17 protein-coding genes are annotated in these 20,566 nt (G+C 38.3%); 7 read left to right on the top strand and 10 right to left on the bottom strand.

Features of this window, described 5'->3' with window-relative positions:
* Window positions 1-106: 106 nt before the first annotated feature.
* The 3 genes from V6C71_16040 to xisR form a co-directional block, all read right to left on the bottom strand.
* Complete coding sequence (locus V6C71_16040; GenBank protein HEY9769979.1) at window positions 107-1,345, bottom strand: replicative DNA helicase; 1,239 nt, start codon at window positions 1,343-1,345, stop codon at window positions 107-109.
* Window positions 1,342-2,340: a hypothetical protein gene (locus V6C71_16035; GenBank protein HEY9769978.1), complete on the bottom strand. Its 999-nt coding sequence runs from the start codon at window positions 2,338-2,340 to the stop codon at window positions 1,342-1,344. The genes V6C71_16040 and V6C71_16035 overlap by 4 nt, the downstream gene beginning before the upstream one ends.
* Before the next feature lie 82 nt (window positions 2,341-2,422).
* Window positions 2,423-2,728: an excisionase family protein gene (gene xisR / locus V6C71_16030; protein HEY9769977.1), complete on the bottom strand. Its 306-nt coding sequence runs from the start codon at window positions 2,726-2,728 to the stop codon at window positions 2,423-2,425.
* Between the two features lie 389 nt (window positions 2,729-3,117).
* On the opposite strand from xisR, the gene V6C71_16025 reads away from it, so the two are divergent.
* Window positions 3,118-4,695: a pentapeptide repeat-containing protein gene (locus V6C71_16025; GenBank protein HEY9769976.1), complete on the top strand. Its 1,578-nt coding sequence runs from the start codon at window positions 3,118-3,120 to the stop codon at window positions 4,693-4,695.
* A gap of 370 nt (window positions 4,696-5,065) precedes the next feature.
* Here V6C71_16025 and V6C71_16020 read toward each other — a convergent pair whose 3' ends face one another.
* Both V6C71_16020 and mobF read right to left on the bottom strand, forming a co-directional pair.
* Window positions 5,066-6,667 (bottom strand): type IV secretion system DNA-binding domain-containing protein, encoded by a 1,602-nt coding sequence (locus V6C71_16020; protein ID HEY9769975.1) that lies wholly within the window; start codon window positions 6,665-6,667, stop codon window positions 5,066-5,068.
* Entirely contained in the window at window positions 6,664-9,573 is a 2,910-nt protein-coding gene (gene mobF / locus V6C71_16015; protein HEY9769974.1) for a MobF family relaxase, read from the bottom strand. The genes V6C71_16020 and mobF overlap by 4 nt, the downstream gene beginning before the upstream one ends.
* A gap of 321 nt (window positions 9,574-9,894) precedes the next feature.
* Here mobF and V6C71_16010 point away from each other — a divergent pair, with 321 nt between their 5' ends.
* From V6C71_16010 to V6C71_16000, 3 genes are read left to right on the top strand one after another with little or no spacing between them, the layout of a single operon-like run.
* Window positions 9,895-10,284 carry a hypothetical protein gene (locus V6C71_16010; GenBank protein ID HEY9769973.1) on the top strand — a complete coding sequence of 130 codons (390 nt, stop codon included), beginning with the start codon at window positions 9,895-9,897 and terminating at the stop codon, window positions 10,282-10,284.
* Between the two features lie 6 nt (window positions 10,285-10,290).
* The gene (locus V6C71_16005; GenBank protein ID HEY9769972.1) at window positions 10,291-11,052 is read left to right on the top strand and encodes a hypothetical protein; all 762 of its coding nucleotides are present in this window, start codon (window positions 10,291-10,293) and stop codon (window positions 11,050-11,052) included.
* Entirely contained in the window at window positions 11,049-11,633 is a 585-nt protein-coding gene (locus tag V6C71_16000; GenBank protein ID HEY9769971.1) for a hypothetical protein, read from the top strand. Before V6C71_16005 ends, V6C71_16000 begins: the two co-directional genes overlap by 4 nt.
* Here V6C71_16000 and V6C71_15995 read toward each other — a convergent pair.
* Window positions 11,595-14,786, bottom strand: a complete 3,192-nt coding sequence (locus tag V6C71_15995; protein HEY9769970.1) for a helicase-related protein — start codon at window positions 14,784-14,786, stop codon at window positions 11,595-11,597. The two genes, V6C71_16000 and V6C71_15995, sit on opposite strands and share 39 nt — an antisense overlap.
* A gap of 171 nt (window positions 14,787-14,957) precedes the next feature.
* On the opposite strand from V6C71_15995, the gene V6C71_15990 reads away from it, so the two are divergent.
* On the top strand, window positions 14,958-15,245 hold the full coding sequence (locus V6C71_15990) for a YkvA family protein (protein HEY9769969.1): 288 nt from the start codon (window positions 14,958-14,960) through the stop codon (window positions 15,243-15,245).
* 27 nt (window positions 15,246-15,272) lie between these two features.
* On the opposite strand, the gene V6C71_15985 is transcribed toward V6C71_15990, so the two are convergent.
* From V6C71_15985 to V6C71_15970, 4 genes are all read right to left on the bottom strand, one after another.
* Window positions 15,273-15,836, bottom strand: a complete 564-nt coding sequence (locus V6C71_15985) for a PIN domain-containing protein (protein ID HEY9769968.1) — start codon at window positions 15,834-15,836, stop codon at window positions 15,273-15,275.
* Between the two features lie 3 nt (window positions 15,837-15,839).
* A complete protein-coding gene (locus V6C71_15980) occupies window positions 15,840-16,313 on the bottom strand; it encodes an excisionase family DNA-binding protein (GenBank protein HEY9769967.1) in 474 nt (157 codons plus the stop codon).
* A 255-nt stretch (window positions 16,314-16,568) separates the two neighbouring features.
* Complete coding sequence (locus tag V6C71_15975) at window positions 16,569-17,063, bottom strand: hypothetical protein (protein ID HEY9769966.1); 495 nt, start codon at window positions 17,061-17,063, stop codon at window positions 16,569-16,571.
* Window positions 17,064-17,088: 25 nt separating this feature from the next.
* Complete coding sequence (locus tag V6C71_15970; GenBank protein ID HEY9769965.1) at window positions 17,089-19,767, bottom strand: DNA methylase; 2,679 nt, start codon at window positions 19,765-19,767, stop codon at window positions 17,089-17,091.
* Between the two features lie 154 nt (window positions 19,768-19,921).
* On the opposite strand from V6C71_15970, the gene V6C71_15965 reads away from it, so the two are divergent.
* Window positions 19,922-20,227 carry a ribbon-helix-helix domain-containing protein gene (locus tag V6C71_15965; protein ID HEY9769964.1) on the top strand — a complete coding sequence of 102 codons (306 nt, stop codon included), beginning with the start codon at window positions 19,922-19,924 and terminating at the stop codon, window positions 20,225-20,227.
* Between the two features lie 3 nt (window positions 20,228-20,230).
* Window positions 20,231-20,560: a type II toxin-antitoxin system PemK/MazF family toxin gene (locus V6C71_15960; protein ID HEY9769963.1), complete on the top strand. Its 330-nt coding sequence runs from the start codon at window positions 20,231-20,233 to the stop codon at window positions 20,558-20,560.
* Window positions 20,561-20,566: the final 6 nt, after the last annotated feature.

Genomic DNA, 20,566 nt, shown 5'->3' with positions numbered 1-20,566 from the left:
CTGAGTTTGGGTAAAATCTGTATTTAAATCCGCGTATTTGTTTCATGCTATGATTTTACCATGAAACTTACTGCGTTGTAAATTTATCGCGCCTTATATCCAACGCTTAAAAGACGTTGGTTTTACGGCGTTTTCTATAAGCAAAAATAATATTGTCTGCTACCATCTCCAGAATTCCCGACTGAGACAAATCTGACATCATCGGACGTTTGTTCTGTCTTCCTTCTACTCCTCTGCTGACTTGAGACAGAGCCAAAACAGGGACTTCCAATTCTCCTGCTAGTTGATACAAACCCCTACCAACATCACCCAGTTCATAACTGCGATTGCCACCATTATCTGATGCCATCATTTGTAGATAATCGACGATTACCAAGCCTAGCTTGCCCTCTCTAGCTTTTACCTGACGAGCCTCAGACGTAATACCTGCTACTTTAATTCCCCGATTGTCATTCATGTAAAGGGGCAGATCTACAGCGACCCGAACAATTTTGGCGATGCTCTCCATTTCCTTTTCAGTTAGAGAAGATAATCCCGCTCGATGTTGACGAATGCGATCGCCATGAATCGGAGTTAAATCTAAATGCTGATAGCAACTCATGCGACTCATCAAACTCCACAGCCGATATTCCATCTGATGCTTAGTCATCTCTAAAGAAAAGATGATTACAGGCAGCTTCTGTTGAATCATCTGCTGTAAACCAAGATAGAGAGAAATTGCGCTCTTGCCCATCGATGGTCTAGCAGCCAATAGAGTAAGCGTTCCTGGCTCAAATCCCATGATTAATTTGTCTAGTTCTTCAATTCCAGTTGGATAAATAGGATTTTCTTCATCAAGCTGATTAAAAGCAGACATGGCAATATTGCTGTTTTGGTCTGTATCAGATCTTATCCTTTGCTGGGTAACACTGAATATTTCCTGTTCAGAATCATTCAAGAGTTTTTCTAATCCGAGAGTAGAATCATAGCCGAAATCGACAATTTTATGTCCAACTTCAATTACTCTACGTCGGTGAAATTTATCCATCACCAAATCGACATAGCGATCGATGTTTACTGCTGAAATAGTACGGTTTAACAGTTGGGCTAATTTTGCTGTTCCGCCTATTTGGTCTAATCTGTCTCTATCTGCCAGATAGGTACTAACAGCCATAAAGTCCGTAGGATTGCCTTGATGATAAAGCTTTAAAGCAGTCTGATATATTTCTTGATGAGCCGAAACATAAAAAGCAGAAGGAATTAGAGATGCTTCAACCTGAGAAATTGCTTTAGGATCGAACAAGATACCGCCTAAAATTGCTTCTTCGGCTTCAATATTGGCTGGAGGTAAATTTGCTTCTTTCACGCCATACCTCCTTGGATTGATTCATTAGCAAAGAGGCTTGACATTCTTAGATTACGCAAATGTTCGCAGCTTTCAGAGACATATTTGCCCAACGGTTTAGAAATTGGTTGGGATTGACTTTCAAGTTTGTTGATTCTTTTGATTTGGTTGTCCGAATTATCCAATAGTCGATTGAATTCTAGTGTAGATACTTCATTGCCAGTTCCTCTATGACCTATTTTTTCTTGGTTTAACCGTTTTTGATAGTTGGCGATCGCATTTTTTCTTGCGCCATCTTCAACTGAACTTGAATCAGAGCCAGCATTAGAAGCTTTCTTATCTCCTTGATACTTCTGATAATAAACTTCCCAGCGATTTTGACCAGCTTTGGTTTTACTGGCTAACCAAGCTTGAATATCTTGTACTGGCTCTCTAAAATTTTTAATTGCCTCTTTAACAAACCTGAAAAAATTCTCGCTCTCGTCTTCTGAGAGAGTCTTTTTAAAGTCTATATAAGTCTTAGAGATCTTAGGAATTTGAAACCTTTGCTCTGACTTGGTTTCAGAAGACGATGGCGACACTGGTGTCGTTAAAACGATCTTGGTGTCGTCAAAGCGATCTTGGTGTCGCGGAAGTGACACTGATGTCGTTGAAGCGATCTTGCTGTCGTCAGGCGATCCTGTTGTCGCTACTTGTAAATTATCTTTGACTTTAGAATTGTTTTCGCTTTGGGATGCAAACTCTGATTTAAGACGATACTTAAATTTGCTAATTACCAGTTCAATTAAACCCTCTTGCTGTAACTTTACTAAAGCGCGTTGAACGCTACGACGACTAATTTCTAGATCTTCAGCAATTTTTTGAGTATCGGCTTCGATGAGTTTACCCCCAAAAGGATCGTTAGTTTTCAACCATAGATAAACCGATAACTCTGACTGAGTGAGAAGTTGATTGAGTTTGAGAAATTCTTGATGTTGAAGTGGATAAAACTTGCCTTGAACTTTTTTATTAGACATGATGTAGAAAAAATGGTGTAGCGAATCAATACCTCTTGAAATAATTCAAAAGGTATTACTTTACTTGGAAAATAGGAAAATTTTATCTAGATTTACGATTACGTCTCTTCTGTTGATTAGAAAGCAGAGAGGCTAGATAAATTTCAATTGCTCGTTGATGAACTTTAGGTTCGGAAATATTTGCAAACCAATCTCGTAAAAGTCCTTCATGATATCGAATTGTTCTGGAGTTGAGGTACTGAAAATGAATACCTAAAGTCCAATGTCTTTTTCGATATAGCTTCAGAGTATGTGTAGAAATTCCCAGAATCTGAGCTGCAATATTTTTGTTGACCCAGTTTTGACTAATTTCAGGTTCTGAAATTTGATTTTTGATAATCGATGTCATGATGCTCTCCTTTTTGTGGTGCGCCGAGACACACAAAACATGACTCTCTTTAGTCAACTGTCTACTGAGCTAAGTTATATTTCACTGGGTCGAGTAAGATATAAATAGCACAGCGAAAGCTGTCACTAGAGAGTCGAGCGTTACAGGGCTTTTTCACTATGCCAGGTGAACCCTACATGCCTCGGCTCTTTTTGTTTGGTTGTTCGTGTTCAAATTATTGAATCTTGTTTCAAGATATCACATCTTTTATTAAAAAAAAATAAGAAAAATGTGCTAGAGCATAAAAATATGATTAAACCCAAAAACTTACTCTGGCATACAATATTACTGTTATAATGACGATTGCTTAAAAAAATATTGCTTAAGATTAACATTTGCTCTGCAAGACAGTGACTAATACTTCTGAGACCTCATCTAATAATCTTTTAGGAGAATTAATCAAAAAAATCAGGTCAATAAACAATTTGACTCAGGGTAAGTTTGGTAAAATTCTTGAGCCTTCCGTTACTCAGTCAACAATAGCTCGTTGGGAAAAGGGAGAGCAGAATCCTGACAGAATACATTTCCCAAAAATCGCCTTATTGCTTAATTTATCTTTTGAAGAATTTATTGAATTCATTGAGAAACCAACATCCAAAATTGAAGATTTAGATATAGAAAACAAAACTCTCACTTACAACAAAAGGCATTTATCAATGCTAAAAAAAGGAGTTAGGGCTTGGAATAATTGGCGAAAGAAGAATCCAGACGTTATTCCTCAGTTATCTGGTATTTGTTTGAGAAAAGGAGAATTTGATAATTTAGATGGGTATAATTTAGACCATGCTAATTTAGCTGGTTTTAGGGCTGTATTTATATCTATGCAACATGCAAGCCTTATTGAAGCCAACATGGAAAAAGCAGAGCTTCAAGGAGGTTGTTTTACTAGCTCAAATTTTTCAAGAGCTAATTTAAAAAAGATTAATATACTATGTACTTGTTTTAATCGAGCTGTTTTTAAAGAAACTAATTTATATAAAGCTCACATTTTAGATTCAAATTTCAAAGAAGTAAGTTTTGAAAAAGCTTGTATGGAGAAAATTGTATTTGATAAAGTCGATCTTTCTGGAGCAAATTTAAAGCAAGTATATTTAGAATCTGCAAAATTTACTAAAGTACAATTGAGAGAAACTAATTTCAATAAAGCCTCTTTAAAAAAAGCTTTTTTTGATACTTGTTCCGTTTATGGCTCTACTTTTTTAGAAACTAATTTAGAAGACGTAATAACCAAAAAAGTATTTATTTCACCTCAAGGATTTGAAGGAATTACCGTACAAGATATTGCCTTAGCACAATTTACCTGTTTAAAACTCTATGCTCCTCTTTTGACACAAAATTTTGTTAATTCTTATAATATTGAAAATGATTTTGTGAAATATGCTCAACTTTTAGCAAATAGATATGGAAAATATAAATACAAGAGAAAATGCGGATCTTTTACCTTTTTCAAAACAAGCAGAGTAAACCCCATTGATATATTTGTCGAGATAGAAAAAAATGGCTGTGATTTGTATAAAGTTAAAATTTATAAGTACAATAACCAGAAAACCGAAAGAGTTTTAGTTGTTAGTAATAATGCAGTTGAAAATCACTTCTTTTCTACAGATATTATTATACTCAAACGGATATTTCAATATACTAAAAAAGAGCAAAAAGATAGATTTGAGCAGGCAATGTCAATAGCTCAGAAAATTCTTGATACAACAAAACAGAATAAATTTAGTGATGGAAAATATATAGTTAAAAAAAACAATAATGAGGAAATAATTATTTGCCGAATAACTAGAGACTTATATGAGAAGGAAAAAACAGAAGAAGAAATAGCTAGAGGAAAAATAGTTAACAATGTGTTAGAGATAGTTAGATCTTCTTTAAGCAACGAGCAACTTGCAAATCTTCAAAAGATTTTGCTAAATCTGATCATGTAGACAAATACTTTTCCTTAATAATTTTTAAAATTCTGTTTTAGCTTGTCTACAACCCCTGCTAGCTCTTCAAGTTTTAGATGCTTATTATCTGGAATTCTTAAATATAACTAACCTATGCTAAATAATTTTATTCGATTGCTTAATCTTAATAATTGGGGAACCTTAACCGTAACTTATGCGGAAAATAAAACTAATTAAAGACTTGAACTTTCCTTTAAAACACAATTCTAGTAATTTTCTGTTTACACTACTCTCTTGTTCTATTTCATTATTTAAGTCAGTCGGTGAAGCGAATCGGGCATGCGACAAGGTATTAGATATCTTGAATACCACATTAGTGAGCCATTGCAGCCCGACGACTGGCAGCTATCTACTCGTCTAAATCATCCTCCGAATCAGACCATTGCTCTTCAATCGTTTGCTCACCATAATTTATAGCTGAATCTACTAGTGGAACAAATTTCTTAGCACGAACGCTGAACTTTTTTGGCTTCAACTTAATCGGAGCGCAATACTCAGCGATTTTCAGATAGCCTCGAAGATCTGGTAAGTTAGCTAATTGATCGGGCATCACGGCATAACCTTCCCGTAGCTGCTCATTGAAACTATCAGTTCTACCACTGCCACTTTTACCAGTATGGCGCGAACGACTCTGATTTTCGGCTGTGTAACAATACTCCTGTCTGCCAATAACCTTTGCCATTGTTTCTGCTGTTTGAGGGTCAGCACAGCCCAAAATAAGCTTGGTTTTAGTTCCCTGTAAAATAGTTCGTGTCTGTTGCTGCCCGTATTTATCGATTATCTGAGCCTCGGTCTGAGTACCCAAAATAGGACAACCTAAAAATTTACGGCTTTCACTCAGTAAACGATGGAGACTGGGCAACTGATTCAATGCACCCAGTTCATCGATAACAATTGCCGTTTTCATAGTTCGGTGTTCATTGGATAGTAGACCTTTGAGCATCAACTCAAAAATCAAGCTATGGAGTGGTCTAAGCAATTCAGACTCATCTTCTCTTAAGGTAACGAAGATCCAACTAGAACTATCACTCCTACCCCATTCATAAAAACTAAGGGCTTTAGCTTTATTTTGAGGCTGAGTTAAACAATCGTAAAACTGACAGTAGTTAGAAGCAGTAGACAGCACCGAAGTTGCTGCTCTTTCTTCGTCTAAATATCTAGCAGCTAAAGTTCCTGAGATAAATGAGCTTAAAGTTTTGGTATCGCTTTTTAATAACTCCCATAGTTCGGCGTTGCTTTTAGTCTGGCGAAACAACTCTGCCATTACCGCTCTACCTGCATTAGAGAAAAAAGGCTCTTTGGCGGACTCTTGTGGAATCAACGCTGCTGCCATAGTTTCAGATCTAGCTGCCTCATGAACATGACTCCAGTGGACAGAACGAGCATCAAAGGGATTGAAAATAAAATCTCTTCTAGGATTGTAGAATTTCTCTAACATCTCCCCATTGCGATCGAAGACAATAGCGCGGAAATCTGTTCTTTTGCTGATGATATCCGTCATCTGGCTGATAGCCTGAGTTTTACCAGTCCCAGGAGAACCAAACATAAAGAAGCCACGATTTTCTAGCTTGGCAGGAATGGGCATACCTGCAATTTTTAATTGAGGCTGTTTCTTAAGTCTTGGTAGTTTTTTTAGTATGCTTTTAAGTTGGCGAAAAGGTAGTACTTTCGATCCCCGAATCACATTTCGATTGTGCTTGATAAGCTTATCATCAGGTTTGACTAGCAGAAATATTAGGATAAAAGCGATGATAAACCCAATAAAGATTAATTTAAAATAGCCAAACTTATCTACTAGTTTTTCAAACACATAGGGCAAAATTACAACTGGATGCTCAATCAGAAACAAAGCAACCTCTGTATTTTTCACTCCCCACAAAACTAATAAGAGTATGGCAAGCATCATGAATGTTGCTATCAAAGAAGAATTATCGTTATTTTTGGCTTTCATGATCTACCGATTGTTAATGATTGAGTTTGAGTACGATTTTGATTGAGGTGCTGCTGCATCTCCAGATTTCTGGATTGAATTTGGCGGTCTATTTCGTTGACAGTAAAAGTATTTCTGACCGTAGAGTTATCTCGATTAAAAACGAGTTCTTTATCTTGATGGGTAACAGTCAGAGAATCCTTATCTCGTTTAATTTCTGTTCCATCTGCTGACTTATAACTCTTACTGTGAGAATTATTAGGGTCTAGTATTCCTTGGCTTTCAACTAGATACTTAGCCGAAACAAGTAATTTGAACTCTTGTTCTCTAGATGGAGTCGATAATTGGCTGTCGAGTTTTTGTTTCATAATTAGATTGAGAGCATTCTCCTGCCCTCTAGATTTTTCGATTGATAGTCCTAAAGCTTTTGTACTAGCGGTATATACTTTAAATTCATGTTTGGCTCTAGATGCTGCGACGTAGAAACTTTCTCTGCCTAGCATGAGAGACTTACCAGAACCCACAGCATAGATGCAGTAGTTAGCTGTCTTACCCTGGCTACTGTGGACTGTATCGACGTAGCGATAGTCGGAATATAAGAGAGCATCGGGATTAACTGTCTGAGTTTTGCCTTTAGTCTTTATTTCTATTTGTCCATTAGCGTTAAAGCCCAACACAGTGAACTGTTGCCCATTAATCTGCTTCTGTTGATTCTGATAGTGGTTGCGGGTAAACTTCATTTGTTCTCCACAACGAAGCTCGCGAGTCTCAGATTGAAATACGGCACGGTCTTTATAAGTATTCAGTTCTAAATCTTGTTTGTTGCCTAGGCTATCTCTGAGAATCAGAGTTTTGGTTTGACTGTCTACGGCATCAACTCGGTAGTAGAGATCTTTACTAAATCTGGCACTGGTATGGCTGAACTTAACTACGTCTCCTATCTCATAACCGTTGGCTTGAATTAGGGTGAATTTATCTAAATCCTTGGGCGTGAGTATATGAATTTGTTGAGAGTGCCGACTTAATTTATCCTGCTCGATTAAGCCTTGCCGTACCTGCTTAGTGATGACTTCTTTTTCTTTGTTTGTCCCCGCTAAAATCAAGGTTTGAGATTGAGTCTTTACATCTCTTGTTAGGTAGTCATTGACCACAGCCTTCAATCTCAAACTATCAATCGGTATCTGCTTAACGCTGTTTTGTTCGTTGAGCTTTTGATATCCCTGCTTTATCTCTCCTGCGGATAATAGATCGACTACTTCTTTTAGCTGTACATTCTGTTGTCTGACATTTTTATCGATTCTGATGGTCGGTAATTTGGCTTTTTCTTGAAGCAGTTTAAGAGGTGAACCAGCCTGTACCGCAGCTAGCTGTTTTGTATCACCAATTAGGAGTATGCGGGAGTTTGTTTGTTCACCTCTTTCTAGCAGGTTTTTCATTTGAGTACTGCTAATCATCCCCGCTTCATCCACCACAATTAGTTCGTTCTTGGGCAGTGACTTTATCGAAATCTTGAGATAAGCATCTAAGGTTTGACAATTGATATCCGCACCTTTGCTTAGTTCTCCCGCAGCAGAGGCACTGGGAGCTAAACCCCGCATTGAAATATCTCGGTCAATAGTTTCTTTTAGAGCTTTTACGGTGTAAGTTTTGCCTACTCCTGCATCACCTTGGCAAAGTATTACACCATCCCGACTATTTACAAAATTCTTCAGAGCAATCGCCTGAGCTTTATTTAGTCCTAGTTTTTGAGCTTGATGTTTAGCAGTCTCTATATCTGCTAGGGGACTATATTTTTCTTTGCTGTTTCTAGCCAGATAAAGAATCTGTTTTTCTCTATCTATTGCTGCTTCGGTCGTTAATCTGCCATCTTGAGTTTTAATTAAACTACTACTTTGATTAATCTCTCTTTCTAAATCTTCAATACAATACTCACCTTGAGATTGTCGCAGAGATTCTTTAAGAAGAATATGCCTGGGAAAAGCGACCTGGCGTTCGCTAACTATCTCTGTAGCTTCAATTACTAATTTACTTTTATCTTTTAAATTAGTAACCTGCTGATGTCGATCATTGACTTGAGGATGTCGAATATCTAACTGCTTGGCTCTTTGCTGCCATATTTGTTTAAGCTCTCTTCTTTCTGACTCCGCCTGATGTACTTTGCTTTTACGTGTTGTAGTGCAGGCTCTTGCTTTGGTTGCTGCACTAGCTTCAACTCCTACAGCTTTTTCTATCTCCTGTTTACGAGTGCTAAATTCTTTTAACTGAGATTGACTATAACCTCGAACATCAAAAGTACCATCGCGGTTCCAGTCGAGTTCATATCCGAGGGTTTGAATTCTTCTACCAAGCTCGTGATGGTAGACCATACCAATAGTCATCTTCTGCTGGTATAGCTCGCGGTTGTCCATAGAACGCCATTTGCCATCTGCTGCTTGTGTCTGATTAAAAATTACACAGTGGCTATGGAGTTGGGGATCTAGGTTGCGATTATCGTCATGTTGAAAGATAGCGAATAAAGCATTGTCTGTCTGGAGGTGATTTACTCCTCCTTTACCCGTTCTAGTAAAGATACAGTTTCTCTCTATATAAGTAAGAGTGGTTTTTACTGCTTCTTTGTGAGCTGCGATTACTTCCTTATCTTCTTTTACTAGACCTAGTAGCGTCACTGATTTGGGAGCAGATAACGTAATATCTCTGCCTGGATTATATTTTTTGCCTGATTGCCTTTGACGTAAAGGATTTCCTCGATTGTCTAGTCCTTGATAGGCATTGTTATATTCTTCCGTTGAAACTTGACCATTAAGACCGAGTATTTCTGCACCTTGCCCATACCACTGACTATTATCTAATCCTTGGTTTTGAGTGTAGTAATTGTCAGTCGCATAGTCATTTACTTTGGCGTAAAGTCTACCAATTGAGCAAACCATCTTTAATTATTTTGCTTGTTTAATCTTTTTTGATGGTGACATTTTTAATTATTTAAAACTACTGCTTAAAAAACAATTTATATTTCTTATTATTGATGTTTAAAAATAGCCAAAAATACCTAATCTATATTTATTTATAAAACCTCAATAATTTATTTTATTCTCACCAAGGGTGCATCAGGTGTGGAATTTAAACCAGTATATAACTAGCCTTGTTAAACATAACTTATCTCACTGAAAGTGATTTTTTTTGTTAAATAAATTGTTTTATTTACCGAATATTTGGCACAATAATCAAATAAGTGAAACAAAAAAAAGAAAATGAATCAGTCGGAACTAAGTCCAATAGAGAAAGCGATTGCCAAGAAGATTGATAAGACAAAAGACAAGGCATCAAAACCAGGGTATTTGAGAACGCTAGTGGCTAAGTTACATCTGAGAATTGAGGCAGCTTTAGCTAGAGGATGTGAATATGATGACTTGGCTGAATCGATAACAGAAAGTGGTGTCAAGATTAGTGCTGCTACGTTAAAGCAATATCACACTGAATATCGTCGTTCTTTGAATGAAGAGGCAAAGGAAGAAACTAATACCGTTAGTTCGATCTTGCCGACCAAAGAGCCTGAACAAATCGAAACAGAAGTAAATAGTCAGACCAATCAACCAGATAGGAAGCAGTCGGCAGTAGATAAGTTATTTGCGAGTAAATAAATCATCATGGTCAAAGTCAAAATAGACAAGACGGAATCGACATCGACAATAATTCCAACTCGTCCAGGTATTCAAATATCTAACTGTAAGAAAGGTGGTGTGGGGAAGACACTGCTATCTAAATTAAAGGCTGCTTACTGTCTAGAATCGGAGCTAGATTTTTATGCGGTGGATGCGGATAGACAAGAGAGTTTTTTGAAAGCTTATCCTGAGTTTGCTTTGCCGACTAGATTTAGTGAGTTAGATCGCAATCTAAAGATACCAGATAAGATTTTAGATTTGGCTTTAGAGAAATTGGTGTTAGTGGATCTGCCAGGGAATGTAGAAGAAGCGTTTAATCACTGGTTGACAGCTAGCGATATTTTAGAGGCTTCAAAAGATCTAGGGGTGGAGATTCAGAATTGGTACGTGCTGGATGACTCAGTTGAATGCTATGAGGGTTTTTTGAGGACGCTAGAGTTTGTTAAAGATAATGCGACTCATATATTAGTTAGAAACTTGGGCAGATGTGAGGACTGGGATAGCTTTGACCAATTTATTACGACCGAGTTAATTGCGAAATATGAGTTGAAGGTAATTGACTTACCGAAGTTGAGGTTCGATACAGCGACTACAGTATATAAAAATGCTCTAAGTTTTACCGAAGCCAGAAGACATTCGGAGTTTAGTACGGCTCAGTTAGCAGGATTACGGGGATATATGAGACGAGTATATGCTGTGCTAGATGATGCTGGTTTTAAGGTTGAAAGCTTGAGGTTAAAAGCGTGACTTATTTAAAGAAGCCAACTTTACCTCAACAGCAGCAAGAGCTACAAGAATTTATTGAGCAAAGACTAGGTAAAGAGAAGCCAGAAATTATACAGCGAGTATATCGATGGCTGAATGATAATCAGTACTTTCTCAACAATGAGTTGTTCGATTTTTATTTTTGTGTGGCACAGAACATAGCTGCTGTTGAAGTATTAGGAGCTTCTGGGGAGAAGATAGTTAGGGCAAAACAAGAGCTTGAAGAGTCGGCTGAGGCTTATACAACTCAGATAGCCGATATCTCTAACTGGATTAGTGAGCAGCTAAATGGGCAGCTACAAAATATCGAGCAGAATCAGCAGCAATTAGATACCAAACTGCTTCGAGCAATCGAAGAATTGGCAACGCGGGAGCGGAATCTTCAGACGATCTCAACAGGCTTAGTTAACTCAGTTTCGGTTTTACTCAAGAAGCAGCAACAGCTAGTGGTACAAACTGAAACAACAACAAAATATGTCCGTCAAACGGTAATAATTGCTTGGATCGTTCCTATCTTTACACTTTTAGGGTGTGTGGGTATTTTGCTGATGAATGCAATATAATCGATCGCGTTCAGAAATTATTACTTCTAATATCTTTTGAAATAAATAATCGCCAAAAGTCATCAATCGCAAAGAAGGGTTTTCATCAAAAACTTCAGGATAAAAAGTTACAGAATAGACTTTGTTTTTGTAAGTCATTTCCCAGACGCGATTGCCCTTTGATTCAAAAAAGATATTTTCAGCTATTAACATTCGGCAGTTAGTAAAGAGTGCTTCTATTTGTTCTGGAGTAACAGGACTAGAAACAAGTGGTTTACGAATTTCTTTTAAGTCAGCTTGGACATCCATTGCGCTCATTTCCTCTAAGCCAGGGCGTAAGGGTGGAGTGTCCAACACCTGCTCGAATTCTGCTAGTAATACTCCTTCTTCTTCAGGATCGGCACTCATAACGGCTTGTTCGATAAAAGTGGGAACTTGAGCTAAAATCGGCTGTAAATTGCCCACTACAGTTTGAAAAGCATCAATGCGATCGCGCAATCTTCGATATACTTTTGCTTCTACCGTACCGTCGTAATAGAAGTTATGGATATGAACTGTGGGATAAACTTGACCGATGCGATCGATTCTACCGATACGCTGTTCTACTCTCATAGGATTCCAAGGTAGATCGTAGTTAACTAGTACCCCACAGGTTTGAAGGTTTAAGCCCTCGCTGGCAGATTCGGTACAGAGTAGCAGTTTGATTGTACCTTCGCGAAACTGTTTTTTGATTTGTTCTTTGGGTACTGTTTGCCATTCTCCTGCTCGATACAACTCGCCTCCTCTTCCTGAATAGCAAGCTACTTGAGAACCATATAGCTGCTGTAAGTTCTCTCTTAAATAATCCATCGTGTCAGTATATTGAGTAAACACGATCGCGCTTTCTCTTTGACTCAGTTCTCGACGCAAAATAGTTAGGAAATGGGATAGCTTGCTATCTTCTCCTGTATTCTCAAACTGCCGTAGTAAGTCTTCGAGATATTCAATTTCTTTGGGGTCTACTGGTTCTTCTAAATAGGCTTCTAGTCCTGTAATGACTGCATCGTCGGCATCATCCAAGTCGCTAAGATCGTCTTGGGAAATATTGTTAATGCCTTCTAAGCGTCTCTGGAGAGATTCGCGGATGGCGTAAAAGGAACTTGTAAGACGTTTGCGATATAAAGTCATTAAAAAGCCCAGGGCTTTACGGTTTTCTTTTTGTGCCAATTTATAAAAGTGACGTACATAATCGCTAACAGCTTGGTATAAAGGTACTTCTCGGTTTGGTTCGAGAGCGATCGCATTATCGCTGACTAACCTTCGGGGAATATCTCGGTCTAAAATACCTAGTTGGTAATATTGCCTCAAAGTATCGCGGGTATGGCGGAACATCAAATCTTTGAGAGGGGTATTAACGGTTAGATAATGGCGGGAAGCATTTAGAAAAGGAGTATCTTTGGCTAATTTCTTAGGATTGACAATACTTTTGCCATCTTTCCAGGTATCTCGCAGTTTATAAGCCAGCAAGCGATCGCCATTTGTTAAATGTTCTTCCAAGCGATCGCATTCACTACCACCGCGACAAAAATAATCAACAGACATGGTTTGCCAGAAGTCTAAAGTGTGGCTATCTGGTCGATCTGAAAGCGAAGCAAAGTAATTGCAGAAATTTTCGCCATAACTCCAATGACCTTCTAATCCCAAAATATCCAGTAGATCGAATACTTCTATGGGATCGATTTGCATTGGAGTAGCAGACAGGAGAATTAGAGACTCGGTTTTGTTTCGCAACTGCTGCATCAATTGAAGCAAGCGATTTGGGGTATCTTTACGCTGTTGGGGGCTTTTACGACGGGCGTGGTGTGCCTCATCGAGAATAACTAAATCCCAAGGTTCGGCTGCTAATAGTTCTTCTATCCTTTCAGTGCGTCGGACTAAATGGGATGAGGCTAAAACTAAATCTTGAGTGTTCCAGGGATTTAAAGCTGGCGTGGTAGTTGTTCCATAGCAGTCTTTAAATTTACCTTGACTGTAACTCCAAAAATGGAGATTAAACTTTTCTCTCAATTCTTCTTGCCATTGGGGTTGAACGCTAGCAGGGGCAAGAATTAAAACTCTTTTTACCTTTTTACTGACTATTAAATAGCGCAGAATTAGCCCAGTTTCAATGGTTTTACCCAAACCGACTTCATCGGCAATGAGAAAGCTACAAGGAAATTTATCGGCAACTCGACGTAAGATTTTTAACTGATGCGCCCAAGGTTGAATGGGAATCGATTTTAGGCAAAAATCTAAGCAACCTGGATGCTGATGAATATTTAATAATTGCCCAAAAGCTTGCTTCTCTTTTTCAATTTCCCAAGGATCGGGAAGCTTAGACTGAGATTTTGGTAACTCTAAGCTTTTGTCTTCCTCCTTCTCAATTAAAACTTCCGAACGACTGTATTGTTCTTCTTTTAGTTCTGATTCTTTTTTCCAACTTGGCTTACTGTCAGGAGTATACTTTAAGAGTTTCCGCTTTACTGCTTCTGGCAGATCGAAAATTTTAACATTGGGAGATAGATCGTTCCAAAGCTGTTCAAACCTATAAGCTTCTTCGTTAACCCTCTCTAAATCGCGATCGCCTTCCCAATCGCAATAAACATGAAAGGATTCTACATTTTTCTCCCATCCGCCCAAAGATTCATTGTTTGAGCCACTAAAAGCAAGGCGATCGCCCTTACTATCGGTAAAAATTCCTACCTTTTCGTGAAATATGTGCTGTGGATCGAGCAAGCGATCGCTTTCAATCGGAATACCTTTATCCTTGGTAGGTACGGCAATTTTAATATCTAAATATTCATTGGCAATCAACCAGCTAAGAATCTCGAAGTGTTTTAATTGAACAAAGTTTTCTGGTGCTTGCAAGTCAGCTTCTAGACGAAAAGCTAAAGCCTCTCTCAATTCATAACCCTTTTCTATCGCTGCTATATCCTGGGGACTAAACTGGCAGCCCATAATCAAGCGCATCTTGCCCTGATTGTGCAGCATAGCCCCAATTCCCCTAGCTACTTGACTCAGGATGGCACTACCAAAGAATCCTGACTTGCGATCGTATTGCACCGCGCATTCTAAGGCAGGAATGTAAAAATCGGCGATGGGATTATTTTCGTTGCTGGAGTAGCTAATGCGCCAAGAGCGATCTTGTAACTGCATGAATTGAGAATGATTGAGAGCTATTTCTCAATTCAAGGCTTTGTTTATACTTTAGGCTGTGATTTCGATCTACCTATAGCTGTGTCAATATAATTTTAAGGAAATATATTCATATTTGAGTCTTTTGTAATATGATGTATTTTATTTGTTTTTATATTTATCAAGTTAGTTATGCAAAATTTTCTCAGCCAAATTAAACGTTTTGTTGGGTATGTTCCATTTGTCAGAGATGCAGTAGCAATGTATTTTTGTGCTATGGATTCCAATACGCCAATTCATGTAAAGGGAACAATTTTAGCTGCTTTAGGCTATTTTTTAAGTCCTGCTGATGCTATACCCGATATAATTACGGGTTTAGGTTTCACTGATGATGCTGCTGTCATTGGTGGAACATTAGCTACTATTGGTGTTTATATCACACAAGAGCATTGGCAAAAAGCAGATCGATTTTTTGATTAATTAACATAAGAGAATTTGTAAAAGCTTTTAAAGCATATTTTTAATCATAGATACGGTGTTAGGAAGCTCTTGTTTTTGCAGCCTCATCAAATATTCTTCAAAGGTACAAGGTGGTTTTTTACGTCTCTGATGACACTTTTGTACTGCATCAAAAACCTGTAGGGGATGAAGGTCGATAAGATTAGTAATGAAAGTATCTTGGTGCTGCGCTTCGATATTGTATTTGTCTAATTCTGACTGGGGAAAGTCTTTTAGGTTACTGGTAACTATTACTTCAGCCTTGGCTTGAATAGTTGCTGCGAGAACATGACGGTCATTAGGATCTGGCAAGTTTAGTTTTTCAATTAACCATTGATAATCAGTAACGAGACAATCACAAACGTTTGCGTTCATCAAATCTCTTACCCGATAAATCTTTTCTGTGGGTAAGTCTGGTTTATTTTGTTTGAGATTTCTAATCCACTCATCATGAATTTCATCTGTCCATTTTGCTCGGTAGAGATCTTTTGTAGCCAGTTCCATTAATAAATCTCTGAGCGTGTTCGGGTATAAAACACAGGCATCGTAGACTACTGTGAAATTGGGAATCATTATTTAATTGTCTTCGTATAGATCCAATTCCTCTGTTAAAGCAGTAAGTTCATCTAGTGACTGACTCCGCTTCGCATCAATTTCAGCTTTATATTTATACACATCTTTGGCAAGAATTCGTCTGTGCTTGCCTACTTTAAAATAGGGTATTTCTTCCGATTCAAGCAGTTTGATTAAATATGGACGAGAAACATTCAATAAGTTTGCTGCTTGCTGAGTACTTAATTCAGCTTTAACTGGAACGAGAGTAACCGCATTCCCCTGAGACAGTTGTGACAGAATATCAATTAAAAGCTCATAAGCTACGGAAGGAATCATTAACGATTCTTCTTTTCCGCTTTCTGATTCTACTGTGATTTTTTGAGTGTGGCTATGGGAATTAGTCAGAGAGGCTAAGACACGGCTGCTTTGTGCGGATAGTTCGATATCTGCTTCAGTTGGGATAGGTATTTTCCTTTGTCTGTCTAGCATTGCCATGACACTCGAATCTATAACTTGTTCTCTTAGTCTATATTCTATGTGAAATAAACGCAACACGTACTTATCTGAATAGACTTTCTGTATTGCGATCGCAAATGAGATCGACAATCACTGCAAAAAAACAGTATTTTAAACAAGTTCGTCATCCATATAAATTTCTGTTGTTTCTCCCCCTTTTTTCATCAACAAAGTTTTGGGTATTATTACTTGTTCACTACTGCCAATAGCTCTTGAAATTAAATTTAATTTAATTTAATTTTGCCTATCTCTTTGAAGTTTTTGCCACTTTTTTACTTGAGGACAGAAATAACGTTCTGCAATTTTTAGATACTTATCACAGAAAACAAGAGTATCATGCCTATAAAGTTCGTCATTGGTTCTGTGATTGTTGGCAATACCATTTTCTGAAACCCAACCAATAGTTAGATATTTATCGCCTATCAAAGGATACAGTCTAACTTCCCTATTGTTGAGTTCGAGCCATAATTCATCTTTGGTTAGCTTCGCTGTAGTTCGATCTATACTATGGCAATCGATGCTACTAAAATGTCGTTCTGCTATCGAATAGCATAGACTAATGGCTCTAGATTGTTCCTCTGTTACATCTCTATTTCTTTTAATACCTTTTTCTGTAGGCTTGCCAAGTACAAGATTATGTTTTCTATAGCGATCGCAGATAAGAACATTATCTTCTTCTAGATCGAGATAAACGTTATAATTGGCTACGAATTTTGATTTTGTAGACATGGCTATTTTTAATGTTTTTAAAAAACTAAAATAGTTTCTTCTGTTCCATCACAACCTTGGCTTTTATCTCATCCATTGACAGCCACAGTGAAGTTAGGGTTTTGTGTTCTTCGGTTTTAGTGGGCATTACTTTAAAAGCAATTTCCAAGGTTTTCATCAACATATCGTTGTTATTTAACCCCGTTTTTTGCATAAAGTTTCTAACTAGTTGGGGGTTTTGTTCTTCTTGGTAAATGGCGATAATGGCATGAAGGGCATCGACTAAATACAGATTGGAAAAGTTATCGGCATTGGCAGAAAAAGCGCGTTTTTTATGTCTTTGTTTGGGAGTGAGAATGGTACAGCTACCACTTTTAGAAGCAAGCAGCTTATAGACTTTAGCTAAATCGTTCACGTCGAAACCACCAACGGCTAAGGCTAACTGTCTGGCTTCATCGAAGGGGAATTCACGGGCTTTGAAGGCATCCCAAGCGAGGAGATACCATTGAGTGAGAGGATCGAAACCTGCGGTGTCGGTTTGTACCAGCTTGCGGAAACGATAGTTAGCTATGGCTTTTCTGGCTTCGGCGAAAGCAACTTCGGGGCGTACTGATTCCCCGCTACTGTCTAGGATGGGATAGGAACGAGAGAAGACATTCAGGGCTGAACCAAAAGCACTCAGGTACAAGTCGATACCTGTAATCTCATTCTCTTCAAATTCGGGGGCACGTTGTTCGACTAAGTTGGTAACTTCGGGGCGCAAGTCATCCCACCAGGCTTGTTCGGCATCAGGATCGCGTTTGCGACAGACTAACAGCACGGTACTAGAAACAGAGTTTTTCTTAGCTTGGTGAAGATTCTGGGGGTTTTCGGTACTAACCGACCAAGATGCAGTAATCTCAAAGCCAGCATCAATTAGGGATTTTGCCAGTACATCCCACGCACCAGATTCTTTATGGTTAAACTGCACTGTCATTACGCCGTCGTCTCGTAAGACACGATAATATTCACTAAAGACGAGTGCCATTTTTGCTTCGTAGTCTTGTTTGGCTAGTTCTTCTGGGGATGCACCCATGTTGCGGAAGCGGGAAGGATTGGCGACTGCTTGGCGATCTTTGTCGGTAAGTTCCGACCAAAATAAATCGGGGAAGATATCCCCTAACGTGCGTTTTTGCCAGACATAGAAGAAGTCGGAAAGTTCGGCGTATTGAATGGTGGAGTAGTACGGAGGATCGGTGACAATTGCGTCTACAGAGCGATCAAGGATGTGATAGAGGCTGTCGGCGGAAGAAGTTTGAAGTATGAGGTTTGAAGTATGAAGTTTATTTTCTTCTTTCTTTGTACTTCTTTCTAATCCTGGGATAGTTGTTAATTGAGATGTTTTGCTTACATATAAGCAAAGCCCTTTATATTTTTCAGAAATAGATTCAGCGCAAAATAGCCATATAATTTTTGCTCCGCTATACTCTGGATAACTCCAGTTTAAATTTAGCGAGTGTAGTTTAGAAGCTCTATCTCCTCCCGATCTACCAGCATTCCATCCTGAGAGACGTGAGTTATAATCAACACACCTGTCTAAAACCAAAGCTAAATAAGTTGCGATCGCTTCTACCTTTTCTGGTTCGTATTCTATCTGTAGCTTGGATTTTGCCTCGTTAATGATTTCTACATAGGTAACAAGAGTCAAAAGCTGACGCGGGTTAAATAATTTATCCCATCTATCAATCCCATATCTAATTAATTCATCTGTCTTTGCACCTGAGTATATTTCTACATCAGGAACAATATTACTAATTTCAAAAGATTCTAATTTTTCTTTGATATATGCTTCAGCTTTAGCAACACCATCTAAATCTAAATCCGTAGGAATTCTAAACTGTAAACCGCCTTTTCCTTCCTTATAGGCAACTGCATATAACTGATGACCCAAACCAGATGATTTTGCCTGTGATTTAATTACATCGTCTTCAATTACGCTGGTACAATTCGGACATTTACCAACACCTCTACTGATAGTTGTGGTGGTATCAGGATCGTATTCACCTTCATCAGTTTCAATTGTTGTATTTTTACCCTTGCTTCCTCTAACCAATTCAAAATCAACTCGCTTTTCTTTAGGATTAGGAATCGGTTTTACAGCATACCAATCACTCGTAACTTTTCTTTCTTGTCCTTTCCCTGCATAGTTGCTAGTTTTACTTAACCACCAATTAGGACTTAGAGGCACAACTGACTCACAATGAGGACAAACAACCGTATGCGCCCAAAGATAATTCTGTACGGACGATTCACGAATCGCCCCTACTGGTTGTGAAGGAAAAAACTCGGCTAATCTTTTCTCTGCCTCATCCCCAACAAACTTCACCCATTTATCAATATCCTGCTGTAAATCCGCCCCAAACTTGAGAGGATATTCCATTGCAGCCTTCATCGTCACCACAGCCACAGGGTTTAAGTCTGAAGCCAGCACATTTAAACCATATCTAGCAGCTTCAAAAGGGATACTTCCGCCACCTGCAAAGGCATCTAAAACTACAGGCTTTCTTTTACCCCAAACCTTCTCACAATACTCTTCTAATTTATTAATAACTTTACTGCTTGGAGGAGTTTTATAAAGCTTAATTGGCTCTTTTTTGTCGATCAAAATTCCGTCTTTTTCTGGATGTAAACCCAACAAATATTCAAACTCTTCCATCGAAATATCGGCTGGTAAAAGAGAAGCCAAAACCGAAGCGCGAGAAAAAGATAAAGGCTTGCGAGAATATTAACGATGTAACCACTTAAAAGGATTTCCCCCGTGTTCGTAATATACCTGTTGATTGAGAAGCTTTACAGGCATGATTTTTTCGATAAAAACCTGGGGACGTTGGGTTTTAGTCATGAGTAATATAAAAAGTATTATTATTTATGTAGAAACTACACAAGCTCCTATGTCTAATAGTTCCCAGAAACAACGAATTTCCATCACTGTAGATTCGCAGCTACTCGAAGAAGTCGATCGCATGACTAAAAATCGTTCGGCTGCGGTAGAAGAAGGTCTAAGGCTGTGGCGCAAACAACAAATAGAAGAACAACTAAGAAACTTCTATCAAAATCGTTCTCAGGCTGATATTGAATTTGAAAAAAACTGGGCGCAATTTTCCCAAGCACAAATGGAAGAGATTCTGGAAGAGGAAGGATTGTAAAGCGTGGCAACTTCCTATCCCCGTCAGGGTGAAGTGTATCTCATCAAGGCTTTGAAAACTTTAGGTGACACAAAAAAACGCCCTGCTGTTGTTATTTCAATGAATGTCAGAAATGAATTTAGAGAAAATGTCTTAATCGTGCCTTTTACCAGTGATTTAACCAGTGGCGAGACACCAACGAGAATCTTAATGACCGCAGGAGAAGGAGGGCTAGAATCGGCTTCTTTGGCTTTATGCGACAATATATCTGCGGTTCGCAAGCTTTATTTAGAGCGAGGTCCTTATGGAGCAATTACACCTCAATCTTTAGCCAAGATTCAAAGAGCAATTTAAATTGCG

It is taken from the genome of Coleofasciculaceae cyanobacterium, assembly GCA_036703275.1.
GTDB lineage: Bacteria > Cyanobacteriota > Cyanobacteriia > Cyanobacteriales > Xenococcaceae > Waterburya.
This window is presented reverse-complemented; position numbering and strand designations above follow the sequence as displayed.

Coding starts and splice junctions, on each gene's coding strand:
- V6C71_16035 (HEY9769978.1), bottom strand. CDS start 2,340: ATGTCTAATAAAAAAGTTCAAGGCAAGTTTTATCCACTTCAACATCAA.
- xisR (HEY9769977.1), bottom strand. CDS start 2,728: ATGACATCGATTATCAAAAATCAAATTTCAGAACCTGAAATTAGTCAA.
- V6C71_16020 (HEY9769975.1), bottom strand. CDS start 6,667: ATGAAAGCCAAAAATAACGATAATTCTTCTTTGATAGCAACATTCATG.
- mobF (HEY9769974.1), bottom strand. CDS start 9,573: ATGGTTTGCTCAATTGGTAGACTTTACGCCAAAGTAAATGACTATGCG.
- V6C71_16010 (HEY9769973.1), top strand. CDS start 9,895: ATGAATCAGTCGGAACTAAGTCCAATAGAGAAAGCGATTGCCAAGAAG.
- V6C71_16005 (HEY9769972.1), top strand. CDS start 10,291: ATGGTCAAAGTCAAAATAGACAAGACGGAATCGACATCGACAATAATT.
- V6C71_15995 (HEY9769970.1), bottom strand. CDS start 14,786: ATGCAGTTACAAGATCGCTCTTGGCGCATTAGCTACTCCAGCAACGAA.
- V6C71_15990 (HEY9769969.1), top strand. CDS start 14,958: ATGCAAAATTTTCTCAGCCAAATTAAACGTTTTGTTGGGTATGTTCCA.
- V6C71_15985 (HEY9769968.1), bottom strand. CDS start 15,836: ATGATTCCCAATTTCACAGTAGTCTACGATGCCTGTGTTTTATACCCG.
- V6C71_15980 (HEY9769967.1), bottom strand. CDS start 16,313: ATGGCAATGCTAGACAGACAAAGGAAAATACCTATCCCAACTGAAGCA.
- V6C71_15975 (HEY9769966.1), bottom strand. CDS start 17,063: ATGTCTACAAAATCAAAATTCGTAGCCAATTATAACGTTTATCTCGAT.
- V6C71_15965 (HEY9769964.1), top strand. CDS start 19,922: ATGAGTAATATAAAAAGTATTATTATTTATGTAGAAACTACACAAGCT.